The 21,007-nt window shown below is 64.8% G+C and carries 17 protein-coding genes; 15 read left to right on the top strand and 2 right to left on the bottom strand.

Features of this window, described 5'->3' with window-relative positions:
• The first annotated feature begins 6 nt into the window (after nucleotides 1–6).
• The 5 genes from NFG58_RS04490 to NFG58_RS04510 all read left to right on the top strand — a co-directional run bounded on the left by NFG58_RS04490 (nucleotide 7) and on the right by NFG58_RS04510 (nucleotide 6,764).
• Nucleotides 7–2,376 (top strand): Tex family protein, encoded by a 2,370-nt coding sequence (locus NFG58_RS04490; protein ID WP_045994137.1) that lies wholly within the window; start codon nucleotides 7–9, stop codon nucleotides 2,374–2,376.
• A 170-nt stretch (nucleotides 2,377–2,546) separates the two neighbouring features.
• Nucleotides 2,547–4,184 (top strand): glutamate--cysteine ligase, encoded by a 1,638-nt coding sequence (gshA, locus tag NFG58_RS04495; protein ID WP_108131631.1) that lies wholly within the window; start codon nucleotides 2,547–2,549, stop codon nucleotides 4,182–4,184.
• Nucleotides 4,181–4,705 carry a disulfide bond formation protein B gene (locus NFG58_RS04500; protein WP_108131401.1) on the top strand — a complete coding sequence of 175 codons (525 nt, stop codon included), beginning with the start codon at nucleotides 4,181–4,183 and terminating at the stop codon, nucleotides 4,703–4,705. The genes gshA and NFG58_RS04500 overlap by 4 nt, the downstream gene beginning before the upstream one ends.
• A 152-nt stretch (nucleotides 4,706–4,857) precedes the next feature.
• Nucleotides 4,858–5,340 carry a sigma D regulator gene (rsd, locus tag NFG58_RS04505; RefSeq protein WP_045994140.1) on the top strand — a complete coding sequence of 161 codons (483 nt, stop codon included), beginning with the start codon at nucleotides 4,858–4,860 and terminating at the stop codon, nucleotides 5,338–5,340.
• A gap of 449 nt (nucleotides 5,341–5,789) precedes the next feature.
• Entirely contained in the window at nucleotides 5,790–6,764 is a 975-nt protein-coding gene (locus NFG58_RS04510; RefSeq protein ID WP_045994141.1) for a malate dehydrogenase, read from the top strand.
• 157 nt (nucleotides 6,765–6,921) lie between these two features.
• Here NFG58_RS04510 and NFG58_RS04515 read toward each other — a convergent pair whose 3' ends face one another.
• The gene (locus tag NFG58_RS04515; RefSeq protein WP_045994142.1) at nucleotides 6,922–7,578 is read right to left on the bottom strand and encodes an HAD family hydrolase; all 657 of its coding nucleotides are present in this window, start codon (nucleotides 7,576–7,578) and stop codon (nucleotides 6,922–6,924) included.
• A gap of 221 nt (nucleotides 7,579–7,799) precedes the next feature.
• Between NFG58_RS04515 and NFG58_RS04520 the strand changes: the two genes are divergently transcribed.
• Nucleotides 7,800–8,291, top strand: coding sequence for an RNA pyrophosphohydrolase (locus NFG58_RS04520; protein WP_045994143.1), 492 nt, complete (start codon nucleotides 7,800–7,802; stop codon nucleotides 8,289–8,291).
• 122 nt (nucleotides 8,292–8,413) lie between these two features.
• On the top strand, nucleotides 8,414–10,675 hold the full coding sequence (ptsP, locus tag NFG58_RS04525; RefSeq protein ID WP_108131402.1) for a phosphoenolpyruvate--protein phosphotransferase: 2,262 nt from the start codon (nucleotides 8,414–8,416) through the stop codon (nucleotides 10,673–10,675).
• A gap of 64 nt (nucleotides 10,676–10,739) precedes the next feature.
• Here ptsP and NFG58_RS04530 read toward each other — a convergent pair whose 3' ends face one another.
• Nucleotides 10,740–11,534 carry an NRDE family protein gene (locus NFG58_RS04530; RefSeq protein ID WP_108131403.1) on the bottom strand — a complete coding sequence of 265 codons (795 nt, stop codon included), beginning with the start codon at nucleotides 11,532–11,534 and terminating at the stop codon, nucleotides 10,740–10,742.
• Nucleotides 11,535–11,655: 121 nt separating this feature from the next.
• On the opposite strand from NFG58_RS04530, the gene NFG58_RS04535 reads away from it, so the two are divergent.
• The 8 genes from NFG58_RS04535 to NFG58_RS04570 all read left to right on the top strand — a co-directional run bounded on the left by NFG58_RS04535 (nucleotide 11,656) and on the right by NFG58_RS04570 (nucleotide 20,868).
• The gene (locus NFG58_RS04535; protein ID WP_108131404.1) at nucleotides 11,656–12,873 is read left to right on the top strand and encodes a response regulator; all 1,218 of its coding nucleotides are present in this window, start codon (nucleotides 11,656–11,658) and stop codon (nucleotides 12,871–12,873) included.
• Entirely contained in the window at nucleotides 12,873–13,661 is a 789-nt protein-coding gene (locus NFG58_RS04540) for a sulfite exporter TauE/SafE family protein (RefSeq protein WP_108131405.1), read from the top strand. Before NFG58_RS04535 ends, NFG58_RS04540 begins: the two co-directional genes overlap by 1 nt.
• 121 nt (nucleotides 13,662–13,782) lie before the next feature.
• Nucleotides 13,783–14,586, top strand: coding sequence for a prolipoprotein diacylglyceryl transferase (lgt, locus tag NFG58_RS04545; protein ID WP_108131406.1), 804 nt, complete (start codon nucleotides 13,783–13,785; stop codon nucleotides 14,584–14,586).
• Between the two features lie 222 nt (nucleotides 14,587–14,808).
• Entirely contained in the window at nucleotides 14,809–15,648 is an 840-nt protein-coding gene (locus NFG58_RS04550; protein ID WP_108131407.1) for a thymidylate synthase, read from the top strand.
• A complete protein-coding gene (locus NFG58_RS04555; RefSeq protein ID WP_108131408.1) occupies nucleotides 15,645–16,208 on the top strand; it encodes a dihydrofolate reductase in 564 nt (187 codons plus the stop codon). The genes NFG58_RS04550 and NFG58_RS04555 overlap by 4 nt, the downstream gene beginning before the upstream one ends.
• A 206-nt stretch (nucleotides 16,209–16,414) precedes the next feature.
• Complete coding sequence (locus NFG58_RS04560) at nucleotides 16,415–17,926, top strand: ProQ/FINO family protein (RefSeq protein ID WP_231498464.1); 1,512 nt, start codon at nucleotides 16,415–16,417, stop codon at nucleotides 17,924–17,926.
• A gap of 518 nt (nucleotides 17,927–18,444) precedes the next feature.
• Nucleotides 18,445–19,596: a porin gene (locus NFG58_RS04565; RefSeq protein ID WP_108131409.1), complete on the top strand. Its 1,152-nt coding sequence runs from the start codon at nucleotides 18,445–18,447 to the stop codon at nucleotides 19,594–19,596.
• 102 nt (nucleotides 19,597–19,698) lie between these two features.
• Complete coding sequence (locus NFG58_RS04570) at nucleotides 19,699–20,868, top strand: hypothetical protein (RefSeq protein ID WP_108131410.1); 1,170 nt, start codon at nucleotides 19,699–19,701, stop codon at nucleotides 20,866–20,868.
• Nucleotides 20,869–21,007 lie beyond the last annotated feature (139 nt).

The raw sequence follows: 21,007 nt of genomic DNA on the forward strand, positions 1-21,007 counted from the left end.
GATTTCATGGACGCTACAGCCAAGATCATTGCCCGCCTGGCCGAAGAACTGGCGGTCAAGGCCCCTCAGATCTCCGCGACCGTCGAGCTGCTGGATGGCGGCGCGACGGTGCCGTTCATTGCGCGCTATCGCAAGGAAGTGACCGGAGGACTCGACGATACCCAGCTGCGCAACCTGGAAGAGCGCCTGGGCTATCTGCGTGAACTGGAAGAGCGCCGCACCACAGTGCTTGCGGCCATCGACGAGCAGGGCAAGCTCAGCGATTCGCTGGCCGCCAGCATCCAGGCTGCCGATACCAAGCAGCGCCTGGAAGACCTCTACCTGCCCTATCGCAAGAAGCGCCGGACCAAGGCACAGATCGCCCGGGAAGCGGGTCTCGAGCCGCTGGCCGACGCGCTGCTGGCCGATCCAACCCTCGACCCCGAGACCGAAGCCGCGGGCTACCTGCGGCCTGCCGAAGGCGAGACGCCGGCGATCGAAGACGCCAAGGCGGCGCTCGATGGCGCCAAGCAGATCCTGATGGAGCGCTTCGCCGAGGACCCCGAGCTGGTCGGACGCCTGCGCGAGAGGCTGTGGAGCGAGGGCGAGCTGTCCAGCCGCGTGATCGCCGGCAAGGAGCAGGAGGGCGCCAAGTTCTCCGACTACTTCGAACACGACGAACGGCTCGCCAAGGTGCCTTCTCACCGCGCCCTGGCGATGTTCCGTGGCCGTAACGAGGGTGTGCTGGCGCTGGCGTTGCGCCTGCCTGGCGAAGACGAGGCGCCGGTGCACCCAGCCCAGGTCGCCATCGCGCGTCACTTCGAGATTCGCGACGAGGGGCGCAAGGCCGACCGCTGGCTGGCCGAGGTGGTGCGCTGGACATGGCGGGTCAAGCTCTACACCCATCTCGAGACCGAGCTGATGGGGCGTCTGCGTGAGCGGGCAGAAGGCGAGGCCATCGACGTCTTCGCCGCCAACCTCAAGGATCTGCTGCTGGCGGCGCCGGCCGGCCCCAAGGCCACGCTGGCCATCGATCCCGGCCTGCGCACCGGCTGCAAGGTGGCGGTGGTCGATGCCACCGGGCAGTTCCTCGAGCAGGCCACCATCTTTCCCCACGCCCCGCGGAATCAGTGGGATGCGTCGCTTGCCGAACTGGCGAAACTGGTCAAGAAACACGGCGTCGAGCTGATCGCCGTAGGCAACGGTACCGCCAGCCGGGAGACCGATCGGCTGGCCGGGGATCTGCTCAAGGCGATGAAGGATCCCCGGTTGTCGAAGGTCATGGTCTCGGAGGCGGGGGCCTCGGTGTACTCTGCCTCCGAGTATGCCTCCCGCGAGCTGCCTGATCTCGACGTGACCATTCGTGGCGCGGTGTCGATCGCGCGCCGCCTGCAGGACCCCCTGGCCGAGCTGGTCAAGATCGAACCCAAGTCCATCGGCGTCGGCCAGTACCAGCACGACGTCTCCCAGGTCCAGCTGTCACGCAGCCTCGAGGTGGTCATCGAGGACTGCGTCAACGCGGTGGGGGTCGACCTCAATACCGCCTCCTCGGCGCTGCTGTCGCGGGTGGCGGGGCTCAATCCGGGGCTGGCCGAGAACATCGTCACCCAGCGCAACGCCAAGGGCGCCTTCCGTGATCGCCGTGATCTGCTCGAGGTGTCCCGGCTGGGGCCCAAGACGTTCGAGCAGTGCGCCGGCTTCCTGCGCATCATGAACGGCGCCAATCCGCTGGACGCTAGCGCCGTGCACCCGGAGGCCTATCCGCTGGTCGAGCGCATCGCCGAGCGCAGCGGGCGCGAGCTGTCCGGGCTGATCGGCGACAGCGCCACGCTGAAGGCGCTCAAGCCCAGCGAGTTTGCCGACGAGCGCTTCGGGGTGCCCACCGTCAGCGATATCATCGCCGAGCTCGACAAGCCTGGCCGCGACCCTCGTCCCGAGTTCCGTGCAGCGCAGTTCCGCGAGGGCGTCGAGACGCTCAAGGACCTCGAGCCGGGCATGGTGCTGGAAGGTACCGTGACCAATGTCACCCACTTCGGTGCCTTCGTCGATATCGGTGTGCATCAGGACGGTCTTGTGCACATTTCAGCGCTGTCGGACCGCTTCGTCGAGGATCCACGCACCGTGGTCAAGGCGGGCGACATCGTCAAGGTCAAGGTGATGAACGTGGATCTGCAGCGCTCGCGTATCGGGCTGTCCATGCGCATGGACGATACTCCCGACAGCGCCGACGGAGGTGACGCTCGCCAGGCCCCCAGACGTCGCGAAGGCGGTGGCAAGGGCAAGGGCCCTCGGAGCCAGCAGGGTCGCGGTCAGGCAGGCAAGGGAGGGCGCGACGAGGCCGCTCCCATGGGCGCTCTGGGTGCCGCTCTGCTCAAGGCGAAGCAGGGCCGTTCTTGAAACCTGCCAATGGAACGCCATAATCTGTCGACCTTATCCAGCGATCTCGACTGTCGACCTTCGCTGTCGACCGTATCTGTCGACTGAAACAACGGGCGCCTGAGCGCCCGTTGCCGTCGCCGCCATTCGAAGCAGGCCCCCGGGCCCTTCCACGACACGGGGTGTTCACCTTGTCCACTCAGCTTTCTTCGCTCCTCGAACGCCTGCGCGGCCCGGCGGCCGCACGACGCTTCGGCCGCCTGCGCCGCGGCATTGAAAAGGAGGGGCTTCGGGTCGACGACCGCGGCGTGATCGCGGCGACCTTCCATCCCCGGGCGCTGGGCTCCAAACTGACCCACCCCCATATCACCACGGACTACTCCGAGGCGCTGCTGGAGTACATCACGCCGGTCTACAGCCGTCCCGACGAGGCGCTGGAATTTCTGGCCGATCTCCATCGCTACACCTATCGCCATCTGGACGGAGAGTGGATCTGGCCGGCCAGCATGCCTTCCCGGCTCAATGGCAACGACAGCGTGCCCATTGCCGACTACGGGAGCTCCAACGTCGGCACCATGAAGCATGTCTATCGTCGCGGCCTGGACGCTCGCTACGGGCGGATCATGCAGTCGATCGCCGGCATCCACTACAACGTGTCGCTGCCCGACGACCTGTGGACGCTGCTGCAGACCCTGGACGAGCAGGAGCAGGTGTCCATGGGCGAGTACCGCTCGTCGCGCTACTTCGGACTGATCCGCAACTTCCGGCGCCATAGCTGGCTACTGCTGTATCTGTTCGGTGCATCGCCCGCCATCGACGACAGCTTCCTGGATGATGGCGAGATCCCCGAGGGGCTGGAACGCCTCGGCGAGCGCACCCTGGTATCTCGCTATGCGACGAGCTTGCGGATGTCCGATCTGGGCTACCAGAACAAGGTGCAGGATCAGCTCAAGATCTGCTTCAATTCGTTGTCGAATTACGTCAACACCCTGCGCCATGCCATCGCCACCGGCTGGCCGGACTACGAGGCGTTGGGTGTGCGTGATGGCGATAGCTGGCGTCAGCTCAACGCCAACATCCTGCAGATCGAGAACGAGTACTACAGCGATATCCGTCCCAAGCGGGTCACCCGTCACGACGAGACACCGAGCCAGGCCCTCGAGGCCCGTGGTGTCGAGTACATCGAGGTCCGCTGTCTGGATATCGATCCCTTCGCTACCCTGGGGATCGATGCCGCCCAGACCCGCTTTCTCGACACCTTCCTGGTGTGGTGTCTGCTGTCCGACAGTCCCTGGATCTCCGACGAGGAGTGTGACCACCTGGACGACAATCGGCGCCTGGTGGTGGAGCGCGGTCGCGAGCCCGGGCTCGAGCTCAATGACCGAGGCAACCGCCGCGGTCTGGTCGACTGGAGTCGTGCCATCGTCGCCGAGATGCGCGAGGTCGCCGCGCTGCTCGACCAGCTCGAGGATGGCAGTCCCCACCAGCAGGCGGTGGACGCGATCGCGCCGCGCATCGATGATCCGTCGCTGACGCCTTCTGCTCGCGTGCTGGCGCGCCTCGAGGACAACGGTGAGGAGTTTGTCGAGGCCATGGTCGCCATCGCCCGTGAGCAGGCCGCTGCGCTGGCTGACGAGCCGCTCAATCGGTGTCGTGCGTCCATGCTGGAAGACCTGGTCGAGACCTCTCATCAGCAGCAGCGGGAGATCGAGGCATCCGACACCAGCGATTTTGCTCAATTCCTGAGCGACTATTTCAGCCGAGCCCGGGAGACCCGGGCGTTGGCACCCACGGATCAACCGACCCATAGCGGAGAGAGCCTGAAATGAGCGAGTGGAGCCTGCGGCAGTGGAGCCTGGCGGGACTGGGCTTTTGCGTGGCAATGATGGCCGTGGCCCTGGGGCTTGAGCACCTGGTCGGGCTCGAGCCCTGTCCGCTTTGTGTGTTTCAGCGGGTGGCGGTGATCGCGGCAGGGCTGGTGTTTGCCGTGGCCGCGCTGCATGGACCTCGTGGTGCATTCGCCACAGTGGCCTACAGCGGTCTGGCGGCCCTGGCGGTGCTGTCCGGGATCGCCGTTGCCGGGCGTCATCTGTGGCTGCAGTCGCTGCCGGCGGATCAGGTGCCGAGCTGTGGCCCCGGTCTCGATTACATGATCGATGTGCTGCCGCTGCAGAAGGTCATCGCCTCGGTGTTGTCCGGCTCCGGCGAGTGCGCCGAGGTCGGCGCTACCCTGCTCGGGCTGTCGCTGCCAGGCTGGACGTTGATTGGCTTTGTGGTACTGCTGGCGGTGCCGGTGGGCATGCTCACGACGCTGCGGGCCACGACCAGCGGCTATCGCTGGAACGGCTGAAGCTTGGCGGTAGAGGCGTTCTCTGCGCCGTTTTGCTGTCGGTGATGACGGCCAATCAGGTACTTGGCATGCATTCGTTGACAGGGGCGGCGGCACGAGGGAGTCTGTTCATCCGCCTGGATTCGGGGTGAGGCAGTGCTAGGGAGGCCGCCATGTTGGAAGATTGCAAGACCGCTCGCGAACGCTGGGGAGGCGTCCATCGACTGATCGACCGCTGGCTCGAGCAGCGCGAGGGTTTGCTCGTTGTCTTGAATGAGCTCGAACAGTCATGCGATGCGGATCTGGAAACCATCACCAAGGAACGCATCGACACCTTCAGCGAGACGCTGATGGACTACATCAGCGCCGGCCATTTCGAGGTCTATCCGCAACTGAGGGAAGAGGCGCGTGCCTTCGATGACACGTCGGCACTGAATATCGCCGATCGTCTGCTGGAACGCCTCGAGATGTCCACCGAACTGGTGCTGTCCTTTGACGAGGACTACTCTACTCCGGTGCGCTGCCAACGCTTTCTGCCGCGTTTGCCGGCCTGGCTCGAGCGTCTGAAGAAGGGCCTGTCGGAGCGCTTCGGCCTGGAAGATCAGCTGATTGCACGGCTCCACGACGAGCACGCCCCCGCCGAAGGCATCTCCTGACAGGGGTGCCGGCGGTGAAGGAGGGTAGTGAGGGCGGACCGTGAGGGCGGACCGTGAGGGCGGACCGTGAGTGAGAGGGTTAGTGAGAGGGTGAGTGGGCGCGCAAGGCCAGCGCAGCGCCTTGATCGCCTTCGATAACACCGAAGGCTTTGGTGGCGTTGTTCGCACCAGGCCGCCGATTTCGCCCGCTCCCGATACTCAGAGGATCCGACACTTCTGGATCTGGCTCTTGAGGGCCGCCACGTCAGATCGTCCAGGCGGACGTGCCTGGCGACAACCCAGGTCGGCGGTGCGAGGCCAGGTCAATTGCGTCGGGCCAATTGAGTTTTGTGCACTGCAAGCATAAGATTTTCCGCGTCCTGAACGCCGCCCGAGGCAGCCAAGGTGTCGGCCGACGTCTGCATGATGCCGCCCGGGCCCCTTCACGGCGACAATCCCAAGGAGCCATGATGAAAGACCCCGTACGTATTGCCATCACCGGTGCCGCCGGTCAGATCAGCTACTCTCTCGCCTTCCGTATCGCCGCCGGCGATATGCTGGGCCCGGACCAGCCGGTCATCCTGCAGCTGCTCGAGATCACTCCGGCCATGGAAGCGCTGAATGGCGTGGTGATGGAGCTCAACGACTGTGCCTTCCCGCTGGTTCAGGACATCGTCGCCACCGACGATGCCAACGTGGCCTTCAAGGACGCCGACTTCGCCCTGCTGGTGGGTGCCCGTCCGCGCGGTCCGGGCATGGAGCGCAAGGATCTGCTCGAGGCCAACGCCGCCATCTTCTCCGCCCAGGGCAAGGCCATCAACGACAACGCCAGCCGTGACATTCGCGTGCTGGTGGTGGGCAACCCGGCCAACACCAACGCCCTGATCGCCTCCTGCAACGCGCCGGACCTCGACGCCGGTCAGTTCACCGCGATGATGCGTCTGGACCACAACCGGGCCAAGACCCAGCTGGCGCAGAAGGCCGGCAAGCACGTCACCGACGTCGACAGCATGATCGTCTGGGGTAACCACAGCGCGACCCAGTACCCGGATCTGTCCCACTGCAAGGTGGACGGCAAGCCGGCCTTCGACCTGGTCGAGCGCGACTGGTACGAAAACGACTTCATCCCGACCGTGCAGCAGCGTGGCGCCGCCATCATCAAGGCGCGTGGTGCATCCTCCGCTGCCTCCGCCGCATCCGCCGCCATCGATCACATGCGTGATTGGGCGCTGGGCAGCGACGGCATCGTCAGCATGGGCATTCCTGCCGACGGCAGCTACGGCGTCGAGCCGGGCATCATGTATTCCTACCCGGTGGTGTGCAAGGACGGCAAGTACGAGATCGTCCAGGGCCTCGAGGTCGACGAGTTCAGCCGCACCAAGATGAAGGCGACCGAAGACGAGCTGCGCGAAGAGCGCGCTGCGGTCGAGCACCTGCTGGGCTGATATCGGTCTCGCAAGGCCCGACAGGGCCTTGCACAGCATCGCCGGCACGTCGACCAGCGGTCATCGTGCCAACGAAGAACCCCGCCACAATGTGGCGGGGTTCTTTTGTGGATGGCGTCGGCGTCGTGCGAGGGGGCTTGTCTCAACCGCGCTTGGCTCAACCGCGCAGGGAGATGATCTTCCAGCCCTTGGCCTCGGCGACTTCGCGCAGGGCCGGGTCCGGGTCCACCGCGACCGGATGATCGACCTGCTCGAGCAGCGGCAGGTCGTTGTGGGAGTCGCTGTAGAACCAGGCGCCGTCGAGGGTGTCGTCGCGCTCAGAAAGCCACTGTTCCAGGCGGGTCACCTTGCCCTGCTGAAAGCTCGGCACGCCGCTGACCCGGCCGGTGTAGCGGCCATCGACGAGCTCCGGTTCCACGGCGATCAGGTCATCGATGCCCAGGCGTTCGGCGATGGGGCCAGTGATGAAGCGATTGGTAGCGGTGATGATCAGAAGGGTGTCGCCCCGTGCGCGGTGGCGGGCGATCAGTTCCTCGGCCTGGGGCAGGATGGCGGGCTCGATCTTGCTGGCCATGAACTGCTGATGCCAGGCGGCGAGCTGTTCCATGGAATTGTCCGCCAGTGGCTTCAGGGCCACCTCCAGGAAGGCCATCATGTCGAGACGACCGGCGTCGTAGTCGGCCTTGAAACGGTCATTGGCCTCGCGATAGGCCACCGCGTCCACGGCGCCCTGCTCGAGCAGGAATTCGCCCCAGGCATGGTCGCTGTCGATCGACAGCAGGGTATTGTCCAAATCGAAGATGGCCAGACTCAAGGTGTGTCTCCCGGCGCTTGGGTGAGGCGACCTCCCGGCCCGGCGATCTGTGTCGGAGTGGCCAGCAACAGGCGTACGTCATGCCCATGGGCCCCTGGCCCGGGAAGGCCACAAAGGGGGCGATTATGTCAGAACCTCGGCAGGGGTTCGAGATGTCGTATTGATGCGCTTCGAGCCATTGTGGAAGAATGCAGTCAATACCGATTGGAAAGGTGAAGCCCGTGATCGACGCAGACGGCTTTCGCCCCAACGTTGGCATCATCATCGTCAACGACCAGGGGCAGCTGCTATGGGCGCGTCGGGTAGGGCAGAACGCGTGGCAATTTCCCCAGGGAGGCATCAAGTCAGATGAGACGCCCCAGCAGGCTTTGTTCAGAGAGCTCCACGAAGAAATCGGCCTGACCGCCGAGGATGTGGAGGTACTGGCCTGCACCAGGGGGTGGCTACGCTACCGCCTGCCGCGACGCATGGTTCGCACACATTCGCGCCCAGTGTGCATAGGACAGAAACAGAAGTGGTTCCTGCTGCGGATCCGCTGCCAGGAAAGCCGCATCTGTGTGGATGGCACCCCCAAGCCCGAGTTCGATGGCTGGCGTTGGGTCAGTTACTGGTATCCGCTGGGGCAGGTGGTACCGTTCAAGAGGGAGGTCTACCGCCGAGCACTACGTGAGCTATTGCCTCGCGCCCAGAGCCTGGCGCTGGAGAAGGGATGAATCCAGCGCCCGCGGCAGCACATCAGCCACGTCGGCGAGAGGCCGGTGGCGTTGCTGCCTCCCACTTATCGTTCGGTCGCCCCATGGCCGGACCAGTACAAGAACAGGGGTGAGACCTTTCCATGCTCAAGGTCCTGCAACGAATCATTCAGGAGGTCAACAGCGCGCGCAGCCTGGACGCGGCGCTGGCGACCCTGGTGCGCCGGACACGCAAGGCGATGCAGACCGATGTCTGTTCGTTCTACCTGTTCGACGGCGAACGCGATGCGCTGGTGCTGATGGAGACCATCGGCCTGAGAACCCAGGCGGTGGGCCAGGTGGCGCTGCCGGTAGGGGAGGGGCTGGTCGGCACCGTGGCCCGCCGCGAGGAACCGCTCAACCTGGAGGACGCCCAGGCTCACCCCAGTTTCCGTTACTTCGAGGCCACCGGTGAAGAGCGCTACTCGAGCTTTCTCGGTGTGCCCATCATCCATCAGCGCCGCATGCTCGGTGTACTGGTGGTGCAACAGGCAGAGCGTCGTCGTTACGATGAATCCGACGAGGCCTTCCTGGTCACCATGGGCGCCCAGCTTGCCGGCGTGCTGGCCCATGCGCTGGCCACTGGTGGGTTGACCTGCCCGGCCTTTCCCGGCGTCCAGGCGACCTTCATCGGGGTCGCCGCCTCACCCGGCATGGCCATCGGCGAGGCGGTGGTGCTGTCACCGCCGGCCGATCTCGACAGCGTGCCGGATCTGGTGCCCACCGACGTCGAGTTCGAGATCGCACGGCTCAAGGACGCCATCGCTCGGGTGCGCGAAGAGATTCGTGCCGCCGGCGAGCGGCTGGCCAATCGTATCTCGGCCCAGGAACTGGCGCTGTTCGACGTCTATCAGCAGATGCTCGGCGAGGCGGCGCTGTCCCAGGAAGTCGAAAAGCGTATCCGCGAGGGCCAGTGGGCGCCCGGCGCCCTGGCCGACGTGGTGCGCCGCCATGTGCAGTATCTTGAGCGTGTGGACGACGATTACCTGAGAGAGCGTGCCGCCGACGTGCGCGATCTCGGACGCCGAGTGCTGGCCCATCTGCAGGAAGAGTCGCCGCGGTTGCCCGAACACTACCCCCAGGGGGCCATCCTGATCGGTGACGAGATCAGCGTCGCGCTGCTTGGCGAGGTGCCCCGGGACCGACTTGGCGGACTGATCTCGGTACGAGGGTCGAGCAACTCCCATGTGGCCATCATCGCCCGTGCCATGGGGATTCCGCTGGTGTCGGGGATGATCGACCTGCCATTGCCGCGACTCGACGGCGCCCCGCTGGTGCTGGATGGTCACCGAGGGCGCGTGTTCGTGCGTCCTGGCCCGGAGCTGGTGGCCCATTACCAGAGCCAGATCGACGAGGAGAAGGCCCTGGCGGCGCTGCTCGAACACGAGCAGGACCTGCCCAGCGTGACCCCGGACGGTCACGCCATGACGCTGATGGTCAATACCGGACTGACCGTCGATACGGTCGCATCGCTCAAGACGCGTATCGGCGGGGTAGGGCTGTATCGCACCGAAGTGCCGTTCATGATCACCGAACGTTTCCCCGGCGAGCAGGAGCAGACCCGGCTGTACAGGGAGCAGCTCGAGAGCTTTGCCCCGCTTCCGGTGGTGATGCGGACCCTGGATATCGGTGGCGACAAGGACCTGCCGTACTTCCCCATCGAAGAGGCCAACCCCTTCCTCGGCTGGCGCGGTATTCGCGTCACCCTGGATCACCCCGAAGTGCTGATGGTACAGCTGCGCGCCATGCTCCGGGCCTCCCAGGGGCTCGACAACCTCGAGCTGCTGCTGCCCATGGTGACCAATGTCGATGAAGTCGATGACACCCTGAAGCTGATCGAGCGGGCGATCATCGAGCTGGGCGAAGAGGGGGTGGAAGTGCGCCGGCCGCGCCTCGGGGTGATGCTCGAGGTGCCGGCGACGCTTTACCAGCTCAGGGCACTGGCGGCGCGGGTCGACTTTTTCTCCGTGGGCAGCAACGACCTGACGCAGTACCTGCTGGCGGTGGATCGCAACAACCCGCGGGTCGCTGACCTCTACGATTCCTGTCACCCTGCGGTGCTGTCGGCGCTGCATCGCCTGGCCGCCGAGAGCAGCGAGCTGAATGTGCCGACCTCGGTGTGCGGCGAACTCGCCGGCGACCCGGCTGGTGCGCTGCTGCTGATGGGCATGGGCTTCCGGGTGCTGTCGATGAATGGCCCCAACCTGCCCCGCGTGCGGGCGGCCATTCGTCGGGTATCGCGAGAGGCGGCAGCCGAGCTGGTGGAGCAGACCCTTGCGCTGGAAACGCCAGCCGAGGTGCGCGCCCACCTGGCGAGCCGCATGCAGGCCTGGCAGCTGGCCCATCTGCTGCCGCCCAGGGATTGAGCGAGGCAGCGGCCGTCAAGGATGGCCGCGCGCCTTGGCATCTCGCAGCGTGGCCAGCGACGCTTCAGCCGTCTCGGTCGATGGTCAGCGCCAGCCGGGTCTCGCCCTGAGGCCGCCCGCCCGGGCCAAAGCGCCGTTCCGAGATGTCGAAACGCTCGCCGTTCACGTCGCGGTGCAGCGTCAACTCGCTGGTGGCACGGGTGCCGTAGTCGTCGCCGACGATAAAGGCCGGTGACAGGAAGCGTTCGAGCTCCAGCCCCACGCCGGTGTCCGGCAGGCTAGCGTCCGGCGCCGGGTGGCGGTCGAGGAAGCCCTGGCGGGCGTTTGCCAGGGAGGCGTGTCTGGCCTCGGCGATGTCTTCGGCCAGGGCGTTGCGCACCTGGACCAGCTTGGGCCAGGGGGTATCCAGAGAGGCGTTGGACAGGCCGTGCACTCCGGCCTCGACCGCCTGCAGTGCGCAGCCGTGGCGATGCCGCTCGAGGTGCCAAAGCCGCTTGCCGTCGCCGATCAGCAGATTGAAGCCACCGTAGCGCAATGCCTCGCCCGCACTCTGGCATTCGAGCCAGGCCTCGAGGTCATCGGTTTCGAGGCCACGGCGCACCAGCAGGCCGCGGCTTTCGCTCGGTTGCGGTGGTATCAGTTCCGGGTCGCGAACATTGGTGATGGCGGCGAAGCGGCCGCGACGATGGATGCCGAGCCAGGTCCCGCCGGCCTCGAGGTCGCGACCGGCGACCAGTCCCGGGGCGTCCGGCCAGGCGGCCAGGGGCGCGGTGGGGCGCGCGTGGACCTCGTCGCGGTTGGCGATCAAGGTGATCGGCCGCGCACTGTCCGGGGCGAAGTGAAAGGCAATCAGGCACATGGGCGCAGCGTAGCCGGATTTTCTGCCCAGGGGAATCCGGGGAGAGCCTGCAACTGTGCCACCATGACAGGCTGCGGCCGGCAACGTACACTCTTGGCTTCTTCATTCAACAGGATGGAAGATGGAAGGCGACGATAGCAGGGATCGCTTTTGGCGCAGGCTGGTGATTCCCATCCTGTGGCCGGTGGTAGCCGCCCAGGGGGTGCTGCTGGCGCTGTGTCTGGTGCTGGGCGCCTCGCTGCACTGGCTGATGCCCGCCGCCGCCGGCTGGAGCACCACCCTGTGGATCGTCATGGGTCTGCTGGTGGGCACCACGCTCAACATCCTCGTCTTCCTGGTGCTGCTCAAGCATCGCCTATCCCGCGCTCAGCGTGACTTCGACAGCCTGCTCGAACGGGTCGAGAGCCAGTTGTCGCCACAACTCGATGGGCGGCACGAAGCCCCCTCGCCGGAAGACTCGCTGATGGAGCGAGTCAGGTGGCTGCTCGAGGCCATCGACGCTCGACCGAAGGCAGGCCAAAGACGGCGCGGCAGTCCGCCTGACGTCGAGAGCGGTGATGCGGTTTGGCTCGAAAGCCAGGGGGAAGTCAGAGCAGATATCGGAGTAGATAGCCGAGCAGATAGCCGAGCAGATAGCCGAGCAGAGAACACGCCGGATTCGCTGGGCGAGCCCAGCGACTGGGAGCACGAAAGCCGGCGCCTGGCCGCCGCGCTGTCCCGCGCCAGAGAAGAGTCGCGTCTGAAGTCGAGCTACCTGAGCCACGTCGGCAAGGCATTGGCACCCTTGATCGCCGAGCTCGATCAGCTGATCAACCGGGCCGGCGACGGCGCCGAGCCCGAGGCGTTACGCCGACTGAGCGATATTCGCCTGTTGCTCGACAACCTCGAGGACGGCACCGACACGGCGCCTGTGGCAGAGCCTTCCGAGTCATCGGCCGACGAAGCGACACCCAGGGTGCTGATCGTCGACGACGGTCCGGTCAACCTGATGCTGGCGCGGGAGGTTCTCGAGCGCCGAGGCGTCGAGGTGGTGACCGCGACCCGCGGAGAGGAAGCGCTGGAGCGGCTGGCGGCGGTTGCCGTCGATCTGGTGCTGATGGATATCGTGCTGCCGGATATCGACGGCGTCGAGACCTGCCGTCGTCTGCGCGCGATGGAGGCGGCGGATTCGGGCCGCCCGCGTGCGGTGGTGATCGCCCTGACCGCCAATGCCAGCGACCAGGACCAGGCGCGCTTTCAGCAGGCCGGCATGGACGCCTGGCTGGCCAAGCCCTATCGTCCCCAGGCGCTGCTCGAACTGCTCGATCACTGGTTGCCGCTGCCGACGAGGTCGGTCTGATGCTGGCGTCCCTGGTCTCCTATCTGGCGCTCGGCACCGCGGCGGGCTTCCTGGCCGGTCTCTACGGCGTGGGTGGCGGGCTGATCATCGTGCCCAGCCTGATGACGGTATTCGCGCTGCAACAGGTGTCCGGCGAGGTGGCCATGCACCTGGCGGTGGGGACCTCGCTTGCGACCATCGTGATCACCGGCGCCTCGTCCGCCTGGGGCCACTTTCGCCGGGGCAGCATTCGGCGTGACTGGCTGGTAGCGCTGCTGCCGGGGCTGGTGATGGGCGCCGTGCTTGGGGTGTTCGTTGCCGGCGCCCTGTCGGGCGGCCTGCTCGGCACGCTGTTCGGCGTCTTTCTGCTGCTGGTCGCCGCCAAGCTGGTGCTGGGGCGCTCGCCCAAGGCGGGGCGTCAGGCCCCCGGGCGTGGCAGCATGGTCGTCGCCGGCGGTGTCATCGGAGGTGTCTCTGCCCTCTTCGGTATCGGTGGGGGGACACTGAGCGTTCCCTGGCTGATTCGCTGCGGTGCCAGCATGACCCAGGCGGTCGGTACCTCGGCGGCCTGCGGAATGCCCATCGCCCTGGTCGGCGCGGTGACCTTCATCGCCGTTGGCCTTGGTGATCCGCGACTGCCCGATGGCGCCTTCGGTTTTGTCATGCTGCCGGCGCTTTTGGGGATTGCCCTGACCAGCGTTCCCTGTGCGCGGCTTGGTGTGCGACTGGCGCATCGGTTGCCCGCTCGGGTGCTCAAGCTGTCGTTCGCGCTGTTGCTGACGGTGGTGGGGCTCGGCTTCCTGCTGTAGCGAACCGTCGCCGCCGCTTGCTGTCCTATTGCCGCTGTGGCGTTTTTCTGGCGGTCATCCGCTTGTATAGCGCTACGTTACTCTCTGGTCACCTCGGTCACTTTCAGGAAATCTACCGACTATGCTGTCTTATCCCCAGATCGATCCCGTTGCCATCTCGCTGGGTCCGCTCCAGGTCCACTGGTATGGACTGATGTACGTGGTGGGCTTTGTCGCTGCCTGGTGGTTGGGCTGTCGACGCGCCCACCGCATCGGCCTGACCCGGGACGACGTGGGCGACCTGCTGTTCTACGCCGCCCTCGGCGTGGTGCTCGGTGGACGCCTTGGCTACGCGCTGTTCTACGGGCTGGATCAGTGGCTCGCGGACCCGCTGTGGATCGTCAAGGTGTGGGACGGCGGCATGAGCTTCCATGGCGGCCTGCTCGGGGTGTTGCTGGCGGCCTTGCTGTTCGCCCGGCGCAAGAACCTGGCGTTCTTCACCCTGACCGACTTCGTCGCGCCGCTGGTGCCGATCGGCCTGGGGGCCGGGCGCATCGGTAACTTCATCAATCACGAACTGCCGGGCCGCGTCACTGACCTTCCCTGGGGCATGCCGTTCCCTGGCTACGGCCCCGAGCCGCGCCATCCTTCCTCGCTGTACGAGGCGCTGCTCGAAGGCCTGGTACTGTTCGTGGTGCTGTGGTGGGTGTCGAGCACACCGCGACGTCGCGGCCTGGTCTCTGGTCTGTTCCTGTTGATCTACGGCTTGAGTCGCTTCGCCGTGGAGTTCGTGCGTCAGCCGGACCCGCAGCTTGGCTTCATTGCCCTTGGCTGGGTCACCATGGGCATGCTGCTTAGCCTGCCGATGATCCTGTTCGGCGTGCTGTTGGTGGCCTGGTCTCGCCGCCAGCCGATGGATGTCCGTACCGCGCCTGCGGCCGACTAGGCGCTGACGATCCGCCGATGCATGATGCGGCCGCCTTGGCCCGGCCCGGTTGGTCATGCCCGAGAGGCTGCGTCACGCCGACAGGGCCCCGGTGGCCGCGCCAAGCTGGCCGCGCCAAGCTGGCCGCGTCTGGCATCGAAGCATGCCGAGCAGTACAATTGCCGGTTTTTCTGGTTTCGAGAAACCGTCCCGAATCCGTCACGACCAAGCGAGTGAATCCCGATGCCTGTTGATAGCGCTGCCGAAGCCACCGACCTCCCCGCCCTGGAGCAGCCGTATCTGGATTTGATGCGCAAGGTGCTGGACGAAGGGGTCGAGCGTGACGACCGCACCGGCGTGGGCACACGCTCGATCTTTGGTCATCAGATGCGCTTCGATCTGTCCCGCGGCTTTCCGTTGGTGACCACCAAGAAGCTGCATCTGCGGTCGATCATCCATGAGCTTCTGTGGTTTCTGAAGGGCGATACCAATATCGCCTACCTCAAGGAAAACGGCGTGCGTATCTGGGACGAGTGGGCCGACGAGAACGGCGACCTCGGCCCTGTCTATGGCTATCAGTGGCGTAGCTGGCCGGATCCTCGCGGTGGCAGCGTCGATCAGATCGAGACACTGCTCGACCAGCTTGCCACCAACCCGCGCTCACGGCGGCTGATCGTGTCCGCCTGGAACCCGGCGCTGGTGGACGAGATGGCACTGCCTCCCTGTCATTGCCTGTTCCAGTTTTACGTGGCCGACGGCAAGCTGTCCTGCCAGCTCTATCAGCGCAGTGCCGACATCTTCCTTGGCGTTCCCTTCAATATCGCAAGCTACGCGCTGCTCACTCGGATGATCGCCCAGGTGGCGGGTCTTGCCCCCGGTGATTTCGTTCACACCCTGGGGGATGCCCACCTTTATCTGAACCATCTCGAACAGGCCGAGTTGCAGCTGAGTCGAACGCCCACCCGGGCGCCTCGCCTGGAGCTGGAGCCGTCGGTGGATAACCTGTTCGACTTCCGTTTCGAGCACATCAGCATCCACGACTATGAACCCCATCCCCATATCAAGGCCGAGGTAGCGGTATGAGCAGCGCCGACAATGCGAGCGAAGGCCAGGATCTGGCGAGGCTCGACACCTTCGTGCCGGTGGCGATGATCGCCGCCATGTCGCGTAACCGGGTCATCGGGGTCGACAACCAGCTGCCCTGGTACCTGCCGGAGGACCTCAAGTTCTTCAAGCGCATGACCCAGGCCAAGCCCCTGGTGATGGGACGCAAGACCTTCGAGTCCATCGGCCGTCCGCTGCCTAACCGGCTGAATATCGTGGTCACCCGTGACACCTCCTTTCATCACGATGGCGTCAGGGTCTGTCACGACCTGGCCAGCGCGATCGAACTGGCCGACAGTCAGGCCACCATCGAGGCCGCCGAAGAGATCATGGTCATGGGCGGGGCTCAGATCTACGCCCAGGCCATGCCGATCGCATCGCGGCTCTATCTCACCGAGGTGGATGTCGATATCGAAGGTGACGCCCACTTCCCGGCGCTTGAAGGCGACTGGCAGGAAGTCGCCAGCGAAGCCGGCTCGCCGAGCGAAGGCCAGCCCGCCTACCGCTTCGTTCGCTACGAGCGTTCAGCCGAGAGCTGAAGCGCCTAATGCCTGGTTGCGGATTTGCGGTAGTCGCCACGGGACGAAATTGGCGTCTTGCAGGTGACACAATGAGCGTCGCCGAGCGGCGACAATTGCGACATCGCAAGCCCTGGCACAGACTGTGGCGACAACCCTGACAACAGCGGGGCGTGACCGGAGTCACCCCTGCAACGCGGCATTTTGCTGAGCCTGGAGGAGTCGACGTGATCGAGACACACGCAGAACACCCGTTGGAGGCGCTCGAGCAACGCACGGCGACGCTATTGGACGGACTGCGTGAAGGGCGTCGGCGCGAGCGTCAGCTGTCCAGCGAGCACCAGCGTATGGCCGACGAGCGCCAGCGCTTGATGGAGGAGTGCGAACGGCTGGCGTCCGAACGAGAGCGGTTGAGCGCTGAGCTGAACGCCGAATTGACCGCCGCCCGAGAACGTCAGCGTGAGCTCGAGTCGCAACTTGGCAGCGCCGTCGAACGCAGCGGTCAGCTCGAGACGGAGCTTGAGGCACTGCGCGCCGAGCGCCAGGCGCTGTTTGAAGAAAACAGCGAACTGACCGAGGAAAATCGCGAACTCGACGAACAGAATCGTGAACTCGAGGCCCACAACGCCAGGCTGCGTGAGCGCGTCGAACATCCCGAAGCCGAGCCTCAGTCCCCCGCCTTTGTTCGTCCCAAGCGACGCGCCCAGGGCCTGGCTGCATTGATGCAGCATCGCCCGCGTCATGCCAGTGGTGATCAGTCAGCCGACGAGACAGACGATCGGACGACTGAACAAGCAGCCGACCAGGCGTCTGACCAGACAGCGGCTCATACAGCCGTTGAGCAAACCGAGCAAGCCGACAAGACATCTGCCGAGCACAGCGGTGAGCAAGCCCCTGTCCAGTCTCCTGAGCAAGCCTCTGACCTGGATGCTGGGCGAGTGGACGGGCCTGCCGGCGAGGTCGCATCGGCTGTAACGGCCAGCGAAGCGTCCCCGGCCCCGTCCACTGACGCGACGGTGTCATCCGACGCCTCTCGGTCGCAGTCAAGCCAACAAAGCCAAGGGGCGCCTTCCAGGGACGCTGACCTCCAGGGTGATACATCCGAAGCGACGGCCTCCGACGAGGCTGGCCGCCAGGGGGATCTGGCCATCGACAAGGCGCCGTCTCCCCAGGCGCTGTTGGGTGAGTGGTACCAGCGCTATGACAAGACCTTCTTCAAGGGCCACACCCGTCCCTTGAAGGTGGGCATCCACGAGGACCTGGCGGCCAGCGAGCCCTGGCCCGAGAAGCTGGTGCGGCGGGCCCTGGCCTGCTACGTCAACCTGCCGCGGTATCTCAAGTCGGTCAGGGAAGGCGCCGAGCGTATCGATCTGCAGGGCGCGCTGGTCGGAGCGGTCGATGCCCAGGCCGCCGAACACGCCAAGCGCAAGCTGGACCGCCTGCAGGCGGAGCAGCAAGGGCGCGGCAAGGTGTCGCAGCGGCGCAGCGGCCAGGGCCGGCGGCGCGCTGGCGCAGGCAAGGGCAATCAACCCCAGGGGGCATCAAAGGCCGACCCGCAGCCCCATCGGGAAGTCGAGAGTGAACAGAGCAGCCGCACGGCGATGTCACAGGGGCGCCCCCCGCATCTCCACCAGCCGCAGAACGAGTCCAGGCACCAGTCTCATGGCCACGACAGCGAGGAGTCGCGGCTACAGCGCAAACTCGACGCCCTGATGGCCCGCCACAATGGTAGTCACTGACCGCGCTCCTTGGGTGTGGTCGTTGTCTGGGCGCTTTATGCCTGGTCCTGATGTGCGGTCCTCAATTGTGCGGTCCTTATGGACGGCCGCCGCCGTTGACGACTGTCGACAGTGTTCAACCCAGCTGACTTGAAAGCGTCACATCAGCGGGGCATGATGTAGTCGCTATGCCCGGCGCAGCACTTTGTGCAGAATCGGTTCGAGGTTAGCGAACAATGTTCGTTAAGTCGTTTTTCCGGTTCCAGCGCTGGCGGCGCCTTCGCAGGGATCGGTGTCGAATCGAGGGGCGGCGGGAACGAAAACAGTGTTTTTTTCTTGTTGCGCTCCTGAGAATCCCGGTATATGGTTGCCCTTGCGAGCATTGGACTATAACAAGGCTTCGCCGCTGTCAGGCTCGCTGCCTCGGTTCCCTGCCAGGAACCACAAGGCCAGAAAAACGAGCCGGCAACGACCGGCAAGCCAAGGCTGCCAAGCGCAGCAACGATCGAAACAGCAAGCTAGTCAAAAGGAACTCAGCAATGAAAAAGACACTGTTAGCGACTGCCATCGCCGGTGCTGCCGCCTTTACCGCCGTCAGTGCCCAGGCCGCCACCGTCTACAACCAAGACGGCACCAAACTCGACATCTACGGCAACGTCCAGCTGGTCTACGCCGGAGTCAAGGATGACGATGGCGAAACTCGTGACGAGATCGCCGACAACGGTTCTACCTTCGGCTTCGCCGCCGAGCACGTCATCTACAACGGTCTGATCGGCTACGCCAAGATCGAAATCGACGACTTCAAGGCCGACGAAATGAAGGTCGCCGGTCGTGATGCAGGCGACACCGCCTACATCGGCCTGAAGGGCAACTTCGGTGACGCTCGCGTTGGTTCCTACGATTCCCTGCTGGACGACTGGATCCAGGATCCGATCTCCAACAACGAATACTTCGACGTTTCCGACTCCAACACCTTCAAGGGTGCTCCGGGTGACGAAGCTGGCGACGCTGACGTTATCGTCGGTGATCCCGAAGGCGACAAGATCACCTATACCTCTCCGGTCTGGGGCGGCTTCCAGTTCGCTCTGGGTACCCAGTACAAGGGTGACGGCGAGTCCGAGAACCTGACCGATTCCGGTGAGGCCTCTATCTTCGGTGGTCTGAAGTACACCTACGGCGGCTTCTCCATCGCCGGTGTCTACGACGATCTGGGTATCTACGACATCGAAGATCAGTCATTCACCTACATCGCTACCGATGTTGATGGTGATAGCGTCACTAACAGTGTAGAAACGGTGGACATCGATAGCGACCTGGGCGACCAGTACGGTGTCACCATGCAGTACCAGTGGGACAGCCTGCGCGTTGCCGTCAAGTACGAGCGCTTCGAGTCCGACAACGACCTGCTGAAAGACGCTGACTACTACGCCATCGGTGCCCGTTACGGCTACCTGGACGGTATGGGTGACGTTTACGGCTCCTACCAGTACATCGACTTCGGTGGCAGCGGCTTCAGCGACTTCGACAGCGCCAACGATGACGAGAACGACGACGACAACCACAACGAGTTTGTTGCCGGCGTGACCTACAACATCTCCGACGCCATGTACACCTACGTGGAAGGCGCCGTGCGTGACCGTGACAACGACCAGGGTGACGGCTACGCCGTGGGTCTGACCTACCTGTTCTAATCCGACAGGTTTGACCCCCTAGCGTTGGAACGCTATAAACGAAAGCCGATCCTCCGGGATCGGCTTTTTTTCTGCTCTCAATCGGCAAGCATGTGAGGATCCATGAAAGACGTCACCCTACCCGCGGCGCTGCTGGCGCTTGGTGTTGCCCTTGCAGGTACCACCGTACAGGCTTCTGACAGTGCCATGACCGAGCGCTTCCGTGAGGAGAACCGCCAGCTCGATCTGACCGGCTTCTTCAAGCCGGAGAGTGACGCCCGCAGCCAGAGCTTCATGTTCGGGTCCCCCCATGCCCATGACTTCGAGGTAGAGGAAGAAGGGGTCTATCGTTTCGAGAGCCGTGTCAGCGCAGGCTATGAAGACAGCTACCAGATCGATGCGGTGCTGATGGACGATGCCGGCAACGTGATCGCTCGGGGCGAGGGCTACGGCCAGGATGGTGGTCTCCAGTTGGAGAGTCGCCTGACACCCGGCAAGTACGAGTTGCAGGTCAAGGGCACCCGCTTTGGTCGACGCGGTCGCGCCGGCGACGGCTACAGCATCGCCGTGGTGGGTCTCGATGATCGTGGTAATCGTATCGAGGTGGATGATGGCACCGGCTTGCAGTTCGTGGGCTCGGATCGTGACGGGAGCCAGAGCGCCTTTGTCACCAGTCGTGACGCCGTGGTTACCCTGGGTAGTCAATCCGGTGCCTCCGGGGCCGCCGCGACTCAGTCTGCCGCAGCCCAGTCCTCCAGCGCAGCAGCGACTTCTGCGTCTGCCTCCTCCGCAGCGGCAGCAGGCGAAGTGGCCTCAAGCGCAGGTGCCTCGGCGGCCACCACGGCGTCCACGGCCGGGGTGGCGGGTTCCTCCTCGGCGGCCGGTGCCACAGCAGGTGCAGCCGCCGGCGCTGGCGCGGCAGCCAGCGTCAGCGGTAGTGCAGCGCGCAGCGATAACCCGGATGAGCGTCAGGTGCAGAGCGTCAAGACCGACGTCAAGATTCGCGCTCGTGGTGAGGTACTGAGCTTCAACGTGGCCGAGCCGAGCAGCGTGCGTATCACCACCTCGACCTTCCCGCCGGGCGACGAAGACACCTATCGCCTGACCATGGAGGTGGCCGATGCCTCCGGGCGTATCGTCGCCGAGGGTGAAGGTCAGGGCTTCAACGGCAACGTCGATCTGACCACCCAGCTGGATCCGGGTATGTACCACATTCGGGTCACCGGTCAGAAGTTCGGCAACGCGCAGGACGGCCCCAACAACTACGAGCTCAAGGTCGTGCTCGACAACTGATATCGCGAGCGACGTATCGTCGCGAGTGGTGACAACAGGACGGGCCCTTCGGGGCCCGTTTTTTGTGCAAGACGTTGGTCTCTGGCCGGTGGGGTCGCCCGACAAGCCGAACGATGCCACCACGGTGGACACAAAAAAA

This window comes from Halomonas sp. RT37, from assembly GCF_040070525.1.
Lineage (GTDB): Bacteria > Pseudomonadota > Gammaproteobacteria > Pseudomonadales > Halomonadaceae > Halomonas > Halomonas litopenaei.